At 59.0% G+C, this 12838-nt stretch carries 10 protein-coding genes and 3 pseudogenes; 10 read left to right on the forward strand and 3 right to left on the reverse strand.

What is annotated here, in order from left to right; all coding sequences use genetic code 11:
- Positions 1-73: 73 nt before the first annotated feature.
- From AAIL67_RS22095 to AAIL67_RS22120, 6 genes are read left to right on the forward strand one after another with little or no spacing between them, the layout of a single operon-like run.
- Positions 74-1312, forward strand: a complete 1239-nt coding sequence (locus AAIL67_RS22095) for an acyl-CoA dehydrogenase family protein (RefSeq protein WP_343484920.1) — start codon at positions 74-76, stop codon at positions 1310-1312.
- Positions 1313-1314: 2 nt separating this feature from the next.
- The gene (locus AAIL67_RS22100) at positions 1315-2148 is read left to right on the forward strand and encodes an SDR family oxidoreductase (RefSeq protein ID WP_343484922.1); all 834 of its coding nucleotides are present in this window, start codon (positions 1315-1317) and stop codon (positions 2146-2148) included.
- A 41-nt stretch (positions 2149-2189) separates the two neighbouring features.
- The gene (locus AAIL67_RS22105; protein ID WP_343484923.1) at positions 2190-3113 is read left to right on the forward strand and encodes a 3-keto-5-aminohexanoate cleavage protein; all 924 of its coding nucleotides are present in this window, start codon (positions 2190-2192) and stop codon (positions 3111-3113) included.
- Positions 3114-3158: 45 nt separating this feature from the next.
- On the forward strand, positions 3159-4730 hold the full coding sequence (locus AAIL67_RS22110) for an AMP-binding protein (RefSeq protein ID WP_343484924.1): 1572 nt from the start codon (positions 3159-3161) through the stop codon (positions 4728-4730).
- A complete protein-coding gene (locus AAIL67_RS22115) occupies positions 4727-5251 on the forward strand; it encodes a MaoC family dehydratase (protein ID WP_343484925.1) in 525 nt (174 codons plus the stop codon). The genes AAIL67_RS22110 and AAIL67_RS22115 overlap by 4 nt, the downstream gene beginning before the upstream one ends.
- Positions 5248-6138 carry a CoA ester lyase gene (locus AAIL67_RS22120; RefSeq protein WP_343484926.1) on the forward strand — a complete coding sequence of 297 codons (891 nt, stop codon included), beginning with the start codon at positions 5248-5250 and terminating at the stop codon, positions 6136-6138. Before AAIL67_RS22115 ends, AAIL67_RS22120 begins: the two co-directional genes overlap by 4 nt.
- A gap of 462 nt (positions 6139-6600) precedes the next feature.
- Here the strand turns inward: AAIL67_RS22120 and AAIL67_RS22125 are convergent, their stop codons facing one another.
- Together AAIL67_RS22125 and AAIL67_RS22130 are read right to left on the reverse strand one after the other, a co-directional pair.
- Entirely contained in the window at positions 6601-7671 is a 1071-nt protein-coding gene (locus AAIL67_RS22125) for an IS110 family transposase (protein WP_343484930.1), read from the reverse strand.
- Between the two features lie 137 nt (positions 7672-7808).
- Positions 7809-8741: pseudogene (locus AAIL67_RS22130) on the reverse strand (IS5 family transposase).
- A gap of 46 nt (positions 8742-8787) precedes the next feature.
- Between AAIL67_RS22130 and AAIL67_RS22135 the strand changes: the two are divergent.
- A pseudogene (locus AAIL67_RS22135) lies at positions 8788-9225 on the forward strand (IS3 family transposase); the annotation flags it as partial.
- An 89-nt stretch (positions 9226-9314) separates the two neighbouring features.
- On the opposite strand, the gene AAIL67_RS22140 reads toward AAIL67_RS22135, so the two are convergent.
- Complete coding sequence (locus tag AAIL67_RS22140; protein WP_343484931.1) at positions 9315-10325, reverse strand: LacI family DNA-binding transcriptional regulator; 1011 nt, start codon at positions 10323-10325, stop codon at positions 9315-9317.
- A 170-nt stretch (positions 10326-10495) separates the two neighbouring features.
- Between AAIL67_RS22140 and AAIL67_RS22145 the strand changes: the two genes are divergently transcribed.
- The 3 genes and pseudogenes from AAIL67_RS22145 to garD all read left to right on the forward strand — a co-directional run.
- Positions 10496-11647, forward strand: a complete 1152-nt coding sequence (locus AAIL67_RS22145) for a mandelate racemase/muconate lactonizing enzyme family protein (protein ID WP_343484932.1) — start codon at positions 10496-10498, stop codon at positions 11645-11647.
- A 50-nt stretch (positions 11648-11697) separates the two neighbouring features.
- Positions 11698-12660 carry a tripartite tricarboxylate transporter substrate binding protein gene (locus tag AAIL67_RS22150; protein WP_343484927.1) on the forward strand — a complete coding sequence of 321 codons (963 nt, stop codon included), beginning with the start codon at positions 11698-11700 and terminating at the stop codon, positions 12658-12660.
- Positions 12661-12670: 10 nt separating this feature from the next.
- Positions 12671-12838, forward strand: a pseudogene (gene garD, locus AAIL67_RS22155) (galactarate dehydratase); the annotation flags it as partial.

The following is a 12838-nucleotide window of genomic DNA, read 5'->3' on the forward strand; positions in this document are numbered from 1 at the left end:
AAGAATAAGTGAGTTCAACTCATTATTTGTCTTGGTGATTTTCCTCTAAAAAAATTGAAATATGAAAAGTCTAATGAGCGTTACTCACTTAAAATCTGCCAGCCAGACCATGACATCGCACACACCAGATTCTCCAGCCCAACTTTTCACCGGACTGTCGGACGATGAAACCGTGATCCTTGGCACTGCCGACCAGTTCGCCAGGGCCGAGCTCTATCCGCTGGCCGTACGCATGGATACCGAGGAGTGGTGGCCCGCGGAGGCCTTTCCCCTGCTGGGCCGCAACGGCTACTTCGGCATTACCGCTGCTCCCGAGCTGGGTGGCTCCGGGGCCGACCTGTTCACCAGCGGCTTGATCCTGCAGGCGTTCTCGCGCTGGAACCATGCGTTGGCGCTGAGCTGGGTGGCCCATGAGAACCTGTGTCTGCACAACATCCTGCGCAACGGCAATGCCGCGCAGTTGGCGAAGTACGTGCCGGGCCTGTGCAGCGGCAAAACCGTTGGTGCGCTGGGCTTGACCGAGCCTGGCGCGGGCTCGGATGCCCTGGGTTCCATGCGGACCACCGCTGTGCGGGAGGGCGACCACTACCGCATCAATGGCAGCAAGATTTTCATCACCAATGGTCCGGTGGCTGACGTGCTGCTGGTGTACGCCAAGACCGATCCGCACAAAGGCGTGCACGGGATCTCGGCCTTCATCGTGGAAGCCAGCTTCCCGGGATTCAAGGTGGCCCAGAAGCTGGAGAAGATGGGATTTCGTGGCAGCCAGACTGCGGAGCTGGTGTTCGAGGACTGCATGGTCCCGGTGGACAACCTGGTAGGCGTGGAAAACGCGGGGGTCAAGGTGGTGATGGGCGGGCTGGATCTGGAGCGTGCCATGGTGGCGCCGATCTGCCTGGGCATCGCCGAGCGGGCGTTGGAGCTGTCCATCGAATATGCGCGTACCCGTGAGCAGTTCCGCCAGCCGATCGCCAGTTTCCAGCTCATCCAGGACAAGCTTGCCAAGATGTATGTGGGTGTGGAATCCATGCGGCTGTTCGTGTACCAGGCTCTGCGCGCGGCCAGTTCCGTGGCCGAGAACGGCGATGCAGGCCGGGGCGACATCCACAAGATCACGGCAGCCTCCATCATGTTTGCGTCGCAGACCATGAACCAGGTGCTGGACGAGGCCGTGCAGCTGCACGGTGGCTATGGTTACATCTGGGAGTCGGAGATCAACCGGCTGTACCGGGCCATCAAGCTGCTGGAAATCGGCGCAGGAACGACCGAGGTGCGCAAACTCATCATCAGCGGCGAGCTGCTGAAGGGCTGAACATGCAAGAAGATGTCTGGTCCACCCCCAGTGTTTTCGCCCCTGGTGTGTTTAGCGGGCAGACCGTGCTGGTGTCCGGCGGAGGCACGGGCATCGGCCGTGCCATCGCTGCCACCTTGGCGCGGTCCGGCGCCCATGTGGTGGTCTGCGGCCGCACCCAGGAGAAGCTCGACCGCGCGGCACAGGAGGCGCGGGAGCGCGGCCTGCAGATCACGCCCTACACGCTCAACATCCGCGAGCCCGAAGAGATCGAAGGCTTTTTCGCCGTGCTGGCCAAGGAGTTCGGCCCGCTGGCCGCAGTCGTCAACAACGCGGGCGGGCAGTTCCCGCAGGCAGCTATCGACTACAGCGTCAAGGGCTGGAAGGCGGTCATCGACACCAATCTGAACGGCACCTGGATGATGATGCAGGCCGCCGCGCGCCATTGGCGCGACTTGCAGGCGCCGGGCAACATCGTCAACGTGGTCGCCGTGGTGGAGCGTGGCATGCCCGGCATTGCGCACACGGTTGCGGCCCGGGCAGGGGTGATAGGCGCCACACGCACGGTCGCCGTCGAATGGGCACCACTGAATATTCGCGTCAACTGTTTGGCGCCTGGCCTGATCGCCAGCGAAGGCCTGGATGTGTACCCGCCCGAGGCGCAGAAGGAGTTCCCTCTGGCCAACCCCATGAAACGCCCCGGCACGCTACGCGAAATCGCCCAGGCGGCCGTGTTCTTGGCCAGCCCGGCCTCCAGCTTCATGAGTGGGGAGGTCATGACCGTGGATGGCGGTGGCCGCATGTGGGGAGAGCTGTGGACCGCCGGTCGCCCCGATTACTTCAGCACGCAGGCCTGAGTGCGTGCACCTTTTCCCCAGATCTATATAGAGAGGACGCCATGTCGAAAGTCATCATCACCTGCGCGGTGACGGGTTCCATCCACACGCCGTCGATGTCGCCTTTCCTCCCCGTGACCGCGGCCGAGATCGCCGATGCGGCCGTGGGTGCCGCAGAGGCGGGGGCCGCCATCATCCACCTGCACGCGCGCAACCCTGAGGACGGGCGCCCCGACCAAAGTGCCGAGGCCTTCAAGCCCATCCTCCAGAGCATCAAGCAGCGCAGCGACGCTGTGCTGAACCTGACTACGGGGGGCTCGCCCTTCATGTCGGTGGAAGAGCGCATCCGGCCTGCGGCCACCTGGCGGCCGGAGGTGGCCAGCTTGAACATGGGTTCCATGAACTTCGGCCTGTTTCCCATGCTGGGCCGCTTCAAGGAGTTCAAGAATGCCTGGGAGCCAAAAATGCTGGAGGACTCGCGGGACCTGGTGTTCCGTAATTCGTTCAAGGACATCACCTATGCCCTGACGCAGCTGAACGAAACCGGGACGCGCTACGAGTTCGAGTGCTACGACACGAGCCACCTGTACAACCTCCACCATTTCTGGAAGGAAGGCCTGCTCAAGGCACCGCTGTTCATCCAAGGCGTGTTCGGCCTGCTGGGGGGCATTGGTGGGCACCCGGACGACTTCGCCCATATGAAACGCACGGCCGACCGGCTGTTTGGCAGCCACTACCAATGGTCGGCGCTGGGGGCCGGGCGCAACCAGCTGCCGATTGCGGCACTGAGCGCCGCCAACGGCGGCCATGTGCGCGTCGGACTCGAAGACTCGCTGTGGCTGGGCAAAGGCAAGCTGGCGGAGTCCAACGCAGCGCAGGTGCGCCAGGCGCGGGCCGTGATCGAAGGTCTGGGCTTGCAAGTGGCCACGCCCGATGAGGCGCGCGAGATCCTTTCGCTCAAAGGTCCTGCACAGGTCGGATTTTGACGCGCGCATCGACCTTTCCCTGCGACTCACCGGAGACAACTTCCCATGACATCCACTTCTTTGCTGCACGACAACCTGATCCGCCGGGTCAATGTGGGCGATATGCTGCTGCGTGCCGCGGAGCGCCATCCTGCCAAAGACATGATCGTCGACGGCCCCCGGTGCTTCACCTATGCGGCGTTCAATGCATGGGTCAACCGTGTTGCCCATGGACTGATCGCTCAGGGTTTTCAGCCGGGAGATCGGCTGGCATTGTTGTCCGGCAATCGCGCAGAGTTCCTGGTGACGTACTTCGCCTGCGCCAAGGCAGGTATCGCGTTGGTTCCTATCAATCTGCTGTGGGGCGAGTCGGAGATCCGCTATGTGCAGGGCCATGCCAAAACCAAAGCGGTGGTCGTCGAACAGGCCCTGCTGGGTAAGCTGAAGGGCGCCTTGGACGAGGGCTGCAATGAAATGCCGCTGTTCGTCATTGACCCCGAAGTGGGGCAGGCTCCCAGCTTTGATACGCTGGGCGAGGGCCATTCCGAGGGTGAGCCCGAGGTATGCGTGCCCAACGAAGCCGCCATCACCATCCTCTACACCAGTGGCACCACGTCGGCGCCCAAGGGCGTGGTGGGCAGCCACCTGGCCATTACCATGGACTCGCTGGGCACGGCGCTGGACACGCGCATGACCGACAAGGACCGGGTCACAGCGCTGCTGCCGCTGTTCCACACGGCCCAGCTCAATGCCTTGTGCACGCCTGCCATTGCTGCGGGGGCATCCATTGTCATTTTCCGGGGCTTTGACGCCGCGGCACTGCTGGATGCCATCGAACGCGAGCGCATTTCCGTGGCGTTTGCCTTGCCGATGATGATCCGCCTGCTATGCGACGAACAAGCCCGCAGGCCACGCAGGCTCGACAGCCTGCGCCTGACGGTCTACGCCATGGCCACTATGCCCCGGCAGGACCTGCTTCGCGCGATGGAACTGCTGGGCTGCGAGTTCTCGCTGATGTTCGGGCAGACCGAAATGAGCCCGGTCGCTACTTTCTTCCGTCCCGAGCACCAGCTTTCGCACGAGGGCGCCGTGGGCACGCCTGCGACCAATGTGCGCGTGGCCATCATGGACGATGCCGGCCACCTGCTGACAGCAGGGCAGTCTGGCGAGATCGTGTACCGCAGCGCCCAGGTGCTGTCGGAGTACCTGGACAACCCCCAGGCGACGGCCGATGTCTTTCGGCACGGCTGGTTCCATTCCGGCGATGCCGGGCATTTCGATGGCGACGGCGTGCTGTGGTTTGACGACCGCTTCAAGGATGTCATCAAGAGCGGGGGCGAAAACGTGTCTTCCGTGGAGGTCGAAAAAGCCATCCTGGAGACTGAGCCCATGCTCGCCGAGGTTGCCGTGATCGGTTTGCCCCATCCGCATTGGACCGAGGCCATCACCGCCGTGGTGAAACCCGGCGATGGCCAGAACCTGGATACGGAGGGATTGCTGCGGAGGCTGCGCGAGGGGCTCAGCCCGTTCAAGTGTCCGAAGGCGGTCATCGTCGTGCCAGAGCTGCCGAAGACGGCCACCGGCAAGATCCAGAAGGCCCAGTTGCGCCGCACGCACGCCGACTTCTACCGCTCATGAGGCAGCGGCGGGCCGCCGCCGCGTCACATCCCCCCACTTCTCGCCGACAACCCAGAAAGGACAGCACCATGACAGGCATATGGTTCGACGAATTCAAGGTCGGACAGACTTTCGAGCATGAAATCCGCCGCACGTTCACTGAAGCCGACAACATGTGGTTTTGCAACGCCACCTACAACCCCGCATCGATCCACATCGATGCCGAGTATTGCAAGAACACGGAATTCGGCCGGCCGCTGGTCAACAGCATCTTCACGCTGGGTTTTGTGATTGGCGTGACGGTGCAGGACACCACGCTGGGGACCACGGTTGCGAACCTGGGCATGACCGATACGCGCTTTCCCAAGCCTGTGTTTTTTGGTGACACCATTCGTTCACGCACCACGGTGCAGGAGCTGCGTCCCAGCAAGAGCCGTCCTGCCCAGGGTATCGTGACCTTTTTGCACCAGGGCTTCAACCAGCGCGATGAGGAGGTTTGCACCTGCACCCGGCAAGCCCTGATGCTGCGGAGGCCCGCATGACAGCCTTGCGATCCATGCTGTTTGTGCCGGCGGACAGTGACCGCAAGCTGGCCAAGGCCGTGGACAGCCGGGCGGACGCCCTGATCCTCGATCTGGAAGATTCCGTGGCGGATGGTCGCAAGCCGCTGGCCCGCAGCCTAGCGGCCGAGTTCATTGCCGAGCGCAAGGGCCAGGGCGGACCTGCGCTGTACGTGCGCATCAATCCGTTGGATACCGAGTGGGCCATCCAGGATCTGGCGGCCGTGTGCTTGCCCGGCGTCGCTGGCATTGTGCTGCCCAAGATCCATTCGGTGGCTGACATCACGCGGCTGGCCTACGGGCTGGACGCCCTGGAGGCCAGGACCGGCATGGCGGCCGGTCAGGCGAAGATCGTGGCGGTTGCCACGGAGACGCCGCAGGCTATTCTGAACATGCATGGCTATGCCAGCGGAGCACCAGGACTGGGGCGGTTGGCGGGGCTAATTTGGGGCGCGGAAGACCTGTCGACCGCGATCGGTGCAACGTCCAATCGCGAGGCAAGTGGAGAATATTCACCGCTGTATGTTCTGGCTAGCGCACTGTGCCTGTCAGCATCGGCGGCCGCAAACGTGCCGGCGATCGATACCCTGTATGCAGACTTCAAGGATGAGAGAGGCTTGGAGGACGCGTGCCGTGCTTCTCGCAGTAGGGGCTTCCGAGGGCGCATCGCGATCCATCCAAGCCAGGTTGACATCATTAATACAAGCTATTCACCTAGCCCTCAAGAACTGGTACGTGCGCAGAGAATTGTGGATGCGTTTGCAAATCACCCTCAAGCCGGAGCCCTTAGCATCGATGGCCTCATGGTCGACAAGCCACATTTGATCCAGTCACTTAGGACTTTAGGTTCTAACTTTGGCTCACAGTAATTGACCAACGCCGCCAGTTGTGACTTATGGACTTAAGCCAGCACTTGGAATCCCCGCAGCATACGATCAAGTTAACCGCGATTTTCAGAAGACGTTTAAAAACAGGCCTCAGTGAATCTGGGTACTTGACCGGAACTGTACTCTGGAAACGCATAAAGGTTCAGTCTCGCCCGTAGTTTGTGGTGGCGTTGTTGCATTACAGGGACTTCCCGTCAATGCAAGCGCTTTTTGACTGACCTGTCTGCCAAAACGATCCAGGTGCTTGAAACGAGGAACAGACTGCCCATCTACAGACGGGGTTAGGCACGAGGTGTGCGTCCCCAGAAACAAACCGCGCAGCAGGGCTCCATTCAAATCTCGTGACGTTTGCGACTCACAATGCAACAACCGAGCTTGCCTGCTGCTGGTCTGACCTGTTCATTGCATCTTTGATTTCACGTCTGGCATGTTGAAGTGCCTGTCTCAGGCAACGGCAGAGACGGGTGGCCTGGGGCGTTCGCTGATATGGGCTGCTTCGTAGGTACGCTCCTGTGTCATGAGCGCCCACAGGATGCGTGCATTTTTGTTGGCTAACGCCACGGCGGCCTTTTGCCAGCCACTGCGCTGCCTCAAGGCCATCACCCATTGGGAGATAGGGTCGAGGTTGTGTTTGCCGGTCAGCACTGCGGCCTTGGCCCCTTGGACCAGCAAAGTGCGCAGGTAACTATCGCCTCGCTTGGTGATAGCACCCAGATTGGATTTGCCTCCGCTGGAATTCTGTCTGGGCGTCAACCCAAGCCAGGCGGCAAACTGTGCACCGTTCTTGAACTGCCTGAAGTCGCCCACAGTGGCGACCATCGCTGATGCGGTGAGTGGCCCCAAGCCCTTGATGGCGGCAGCTCGCTGCACCTGTGCATCTTCTTTACAGTGAGCGGCAATACGCTGCTCGCACCAGTGAAGATGTTCATCGAGCTCTTGCCAATGCATGAGTGCACGCTGCAGCGCAATGCGGGCTGCGCCTGCGATGTCATTGGTCGCATCTTCCAAGATATCGTGCAAATAGGTGCGCAAGTCTCTGGGGCTTTGCGGCAGGACAATGCCAAACTCGGCGAGCAATCCTCGAATACGGTTAATGCATGCTGTGCGTTCCTCTTTGAACCCTTCACGCAGCCGATGCACACATAGTATGCCCTGCTGCTCTGGAGTCTTAACGGGGACAAAGCGCATCTGAGGGCGACTGGCTGCCTCACAAATGGCAGCCGCATCATTGGCATCGTTTTTACCGCTCTTGCCCTGCATGCGATAGGGTGCGACCAGTGCCGCTGCCATCATGCGTGCATCCAAGCCCATGCGCAGCAACTGCCGACACCAGTGGTGCGCACCACCACAAGCCTCCATGGCCACCAGACACCCTGCAGGTAATTGCGCACACCATGCCAAGAACTTGCTGCGCTGGATGGCTCGGTTAGTAATCATCCTCCCTTGAGCATCGACTGCATGGACTTGAAGCACATTCTTTGCGAGATCGACCCCGACACGAACGATGGTTTGCATGGCACGACTCCTGATAAATGACGAAGAAATTGGCTTACCGAGCCATCGTTGCACTGCGCATCCAGCAGGCCAAGATGGCGGGAAGTCCTTCGTATTCAAATCAGCCTCAGGCCAGATTTCCCCAACCCCAGACGTGGCTATGCCACAGCTACCGTCTGCGGGCAACCCAGCTCAGTAAACCGATTGAGAATAGCGACTCGAATGTGCAGTTCGTTGACCTGCCGCTCGAACGTGCGCGACATCACTCGTTCACCCAGCCGCTTGATGCAGTTCATCTTGGTCTCGACCAAGCTGCGCCGGTGGTAACCACTCTAGCTTTTCCATAGCTTGCGACCGAAGCGCCTGCATGCGGCGATAGCCGCATTGCGGTGCACAAAGACATCGCCTTTGCGCATCCTTGCATTCTTTCTCGGGGGAATGATGGGAGTGGCATTGCGCTGCATGACCGCCTCATGCACGGGCTGAGTGTCATAGGCCCCGTCGCCTGTTACGGTCAGCAGCGGCTCATCACCCGGGACTTGTGTCAATAGTTGCGGCATCACCGCAGCGTCAGTGACATTGTTAGAGGTGACGCAGATAGCCCGTACCTGCAGCGTTTGCGCATCAATGCCGATGTGCAGCTTGCGCCATTGGCGCCGACGCTCCGGCGCATGCTTTTTGCATTTCCACTCGCCTGCTCCCAAGAATTTAATGCCTGTGGAGTCAACCAGCAGGTGCAGGCCGGCTGCGCTCGAGCGTTACGCCACCTGCACATCCAGACTGCGCTGGCGGCGACACAACGTGCTGAAGTCGGGGACCGGCCACATCAGTCCAGACAACGCCAGTAGTGAGTGAACAAAGCCTGTGGTCTGCCGCAAGGCCAACCCAAATAGGTTCTTGATGGTCAGGCAGAACTGAATCGCTGCATCCGAGAACTGCGGGCTGCACCCGCGTTTGCCGCTGGCAGCGGCAAACCAGGACATGCTTTTATCCAGCCAGATGGTCAATGAGCCCCGCGCTTTGAGCGCTGTGTTGTATTGCTTCCAGTTGGTGATGCGGTAGCGGGATTTGGACTGCGGGGACTGACTCATCATCCGAGGCTACCTGACCCTAGTCGGCGATTTGTGCAACAACGCCCTCTCGCCCATGATCGATTGCTTCCATGGAATGGTGGTGAGCTGGTCTATCGGAACACGCCCCGACGCTGAACTGGTCAACACGATGCTGGATGCCGCGATCGCCAAGCTCAATGACAGCGAAGTGCAACCTATGGTTCACTCCGGCCGTGGCGCCCACTATCGCTGGCCAGGATGGTTGTCACGCATAGCGGATGCCAAGTTCGTGCGCTCAATGTCACGCAAGGGCTACTCACCGGACAATGCGGCCTGTGAAGGCTTCTTTGGGCGGCTCAAAAACGAACTGTTCTATGCCCGCGACTGGCAAACCACGAGCATTGAGCAGTTCAGGCAAGCTCTGAACGCGTACATCCGTTGGTACAACGAGCAACGGATCAAGATCTCGTTAGGGGCACGGAGCCCTGTTGAGTACCGCAGGGCCCTCGGGATCGCTGCATAACCAGTCCAAGATTTATGCCGCATCCCCCCCGGGGGCTAGTGGGTCACTTCTGGGTGGAAATCAACAGCACTAGTGTGCAGAGTCTGATGCTAGCTGTTGGACACCATAGTGGACTCTCTCTCAACGATCTGAAAGCCGATATCAACAATACGCTGTGCAACCGGTTTGCCCTGACAGCGGGCAAGAATCAGTTCAGCGGCATGTACACCGATGGCTGCGCCATCGACTTGAACGGTGCTTAATGAAGGGCTGAGATGTGCTGAAAACTCGGCACCGCCAAAGCCCAGAACTGCCAACTCTTCCGGTACGCGGATGCCCCGGACCTGTGCTTCAATCAACACCCCTTGCGCCATGCCGTCTGAGCTACAAAAAACAGCCCGTACCAGCGGATCTTGTCGTAGCACCTCACCAAGCGCCTGTCGGCCAAGTTGGACGCTCGCGGGAGCTTTGACGATGGCAGTGGGAACTTCGCGCCCCATTACTGAGAGAAAGCCCTCGCGTCGAAGTGTTGCGCGCTGATCATCACCGGTAGCTAAGCCAACTCGGTGCCATCCCTTGGACAAGAAATAGCCTGCCACTGCACTACCGACCTTGACATGCGAAAACCCAACTACGGTATCGACAGGTCGCTCGGTCATGTCCCAAGTCTCCACGACTGGAATGCCAAGTTGCGTAAGCTTTTGAGCAGCATCGCCTGGCTGTAGTAGGCCAGCCATGACAATGCCATCTACGCGGCGACTCAGCATCGTATTCAGGAGTGCAGCTTCACGCGCTCGGTCATATCCTGTTTGGCCAACAATCAACTGGTAACCAGCCTGTTCGAGCACCTCTGTCAAGGTTTGAATCGTGGGCAGGAATTGGGGTACGGAAATTACTGGGACCAACGCCGCCACAGTATGACTCCGCTGTGACTTGAGTCCCCCCGCAAGCCGATTGGGGATGTAACCGGTGACCTGCACCGCAAGCATCACCTTTTCTCGTGTTTCCTTGGCTACCAACTCGGGTTGACTTATTGCTCGGGAAGCCGTCATCAACGACACGCCCGCACTGCGCGCTACGTCGTGTAAGGTCTTGTTTTTAAGGCGGGGGACAGAAGACATCGGGAGGAGGGGGAAGAGGGCAAGGCTGCACTTAATTATCCGGGCTTTCCCGAGGATCGCTTGACCTTTGGAAAATGTGAACGATATCATTACGGAAATCAAGCAGTGACACGTACATTTCATACATGTGCGTGTTTTTATTTAACTTAAATGATAACGTTATCAGTAAAATGAGCAGCAGCCAATCTTCAAGTGATGGAGACAAAATTGTTTGGATCCGTCTGTCTTCTTGCTATTTGCCATTAGCCAATCCAATAAGCGACGCCAAGGTGCTCACAGGCCGTCAGAAGCCCATGACAGAGATAGCAATGCTGTTTGCAGAAGTCGCAACAGCGCAGGGTCATACGGGTCTAGGTCTCAGCTATTCCAAGCGTGCTGGCGGGCCGGGCCAGTTTTCCCACGCTCGCGAGATAGCACCCACGCTTTTAGGAGAGGACCCAAGCGACATCGGCCGACTGTGGACGAAATTGTGCTGGGCCGGGGCTTCTGTGGGGCGCAGTGGGCTTGCCACGCAAGCCATTGGAGCCTTTGACGTTGCGCTGTATGACCTTAAGGCTCGTCGCGCCAACCTGCCTCTGGCTAAGTTGTTGGGGTCGTACCGTGATTCCGTGGCCTGCTACAACACTTCCGGCGGCTTCCTGCACACACCGCTAGACCAGCTCTTGGTGAATGCAGAAGCATCGGTAGCTCGCGGCATCGGTGGTATCAAGCTCAAGGTAGGGCAGCCCGATAGCAAGCTTGATATCCAGCGCGTCGAAGCTGTTCGTCGTCACTTGGGTGAGGACGTGGCTTTGATGGTGGACGCTAATCAGCAATGGAATCGCCCCACCGCACAGCGCATGTGCCGCACGTTTGAGCAGTTCAATCTTGTTTGGATTGAAGAGCCGCTCGATGCCTATGACCATGAAGGCCATGCCGCCTTGGCGGCGCAGTTTGACACTCCCATTGCTACCGGCGAAATGCTGACCAGCGCGATGGAGCATGGAGACTTGATCCGCCATCGTGCTGCGGATTACTTAATGCCAGATGGACCTCGTGTGGGCGGCATTACGCCGTTTTTGAAGATCGCGGCCCAGGCAGAACATGCAGGACTGATGTTGGCTCCGCACTTCGCCATGGAGTTGCATGTGCACCTGGCGGCATGCTATCCGACTGAGCCTTGGGTGGAGCACTTTGATTGGCTGGAGCCTCTATTCAACGAGCGCCTAGAAATCAAAGACGGTCGCATGTTGGTTCCTCATCGTCCAGGCCTGGGACTGAGTTTGAGCGAACAAGCACATGCGTGGACTCGAGAGCAGTTTGAGGTTGGCCAGCGGCCTTAAGTCTTTTCTATCAATACCTATACCTATACCTATACCTAAAGGAGACATCCATGAAACGCCTTATCACTACGTTGACGTTGAGCCTTGTCGCGTGCGGCGCTGCTATTGCACAAACTTGGCCTGCTCGACCCGTAACGATGCTGGTGCCGTTTCCTCCAGGAGGATCCACTGACATGATCGCCCGGACGCTTGGTCCAAAACTGCAGGAAAAATTGGGCGGTACCTTTATCGTTGAAAACAAGCCTGGTGCCGGTGGCATGCTAGGGGCAGGCTTGGCAAAACGAGCGGCGCCAGATGGCTACACGCTATTTGTCTCGTCGCTTGGACCCTTCGTGATCGGACCACATCTGGTGAAGAGTGCGGGCTATGACGCGCTCAAGGACTTTGACTACATCACGGTTGCGGTGCAAGCGCCCAATGTGCTCGCTGTACCGGCAGCATCGCCCTACAAAAATCTGGCGGATCTGATGTCGGATCTCAAGGCTCGTCCTGACAAAGTGACTTTTGCTTCAGCTGGCAATGGCACTTCGGATCATTTGACCGCAGAATTATTCTGGCAAGAAACAGGAACTAAAGGCGTGCATGTGCCCTACAAGGGAGGGGCACCAGCGATGTCCGACCTTCTTGGAGGACAGGTGGACTCTACGTTCATGAATATCAATACAGGGCTGCCCAATATCAAAGCTGGCAAGCTTCGTGCACTTGCGATTACCAGCAGCAAACGATCGCCTTTACTGCCTGACGTTCCCACAATGGAAGAGCTAGGCTACAAAGGTGTGACAGTCTATTCTTGGCAGGCAATTGCTGCCCCTAAAGGCATGCCAAGCGACATCAAGGGCAAGCTACGTGAAGCCATCGTTAGCGGCTTGAACGATCCTCAGATCAAGCAGCGGTTGCTGGATCTAGGCTTCGAGATCGTTGGCAACACTCCAGAACAATTTACAGCTTTCCAGGCATCAGAATTTGCACGCTGGAAAAAGGTGATCCAGCTGGGTCACATCATGGCGGACTAACGGAGACTGAATGCCAACCCCCCCACTTTCCATCGGCATGCATCCGGCCGACAACGTGGCCATCGTGGCCAACGACGGCGGCCTGCCTGCGGGCACGGTGCTGCCGTCCGGCCTCACGCTGCTCGACAAGGTGCCGCAGGCGCACAAGGTGGCGCTGGTGGACATTCCCGAAGGCGGT

The organism is Comamonas sp. A7-5, assembly GCF_039581385.1.
Lineage (GTDB): Bacteria > Pseudomonadota > Gammaproteobacteria > Burkholderiales > Burkholderiaceae_C > Comamonas > Comamonas thiooxydans.

What these genes read in the sequence shown, in the direction of transcription:
- AAIL67_RS22095 (WP_343484920.1), top strand. Translation starts at nt 74, where the DNA reads ATGAGCGTTACTCACTTAAAATCTGCCAGCCAGACCATGACATCGCAC.
- AAIL67_RS22100 (WP_343484922.1), top strand. Translation starts at nt 1,315, where the DNA reads ATGCAAGAAGATGTCTGGTCCACCCCCAGTGTTTTCGCCCCTGGTGTG.
- AAIL67_RS22105 (WP_343484923.1), top strand. Translation starts at nt 2,190, where the DNA reads ATGTCGAAAGTCATCATCACCTGCGCGGTGACGGGTTCCATCCACACG.
- AAIL67_RS22110 (WP_343484924.1), top strand. Translation starts at nt 3,159, where the DNA reads ATGACATCCACTTCTTTGCTGCACGACAACCTGATCCGCCGGGTCAAT.
- AAIL67_RS22115 (WP_343484925.1), top strand. Translation starts at nt 4,727, where the DNA reads ATGAGGCAGCGGCGGGCCGCCGCCGCGTCACATCCCCCCACTTCTCGC.
- AAIL67_RS22120 (WP_343484926.1), top strand. Translation starts at nt 5,248, where the DNA reads ATGACAGCCTTGCGATCCATGCTGTTTGTGCCGGCGGACAGTGACCGC.
- AAIL67_RS22125 (WP_343484930.1), bottom strand. Translation starts at nt 7,671, where the DNA reads ATGCAAACCATCGTTCGTGTCGGGGTCGATCTCGCAAAGAATGTGCTT.
- AAIL67_RS22140 (WP_343484931.1), bottom strand. Translation starts at nt 10,325, where the DNA reads ATGTCTTCTGTCCCCCGCCTTAAAAACAAGACCTTACACGACGTAGCG.
- AAIL67_RS22145 (WP_343484932.1), top strand. Translation starts at nt 10,496, where the DNA reads ATGAGCAGCAGCCAATCTTCAAGTGATGGAGACAAAATTGTTTGGATC.
- AAIL67_RS22150 (WP_343484927.1), top strand. Translation starts at nt 11,698, where the DNA reads ATGAAACGCCTTATCACTACGTTGACGTTGAGCCTTGTCGCGTGCGGC.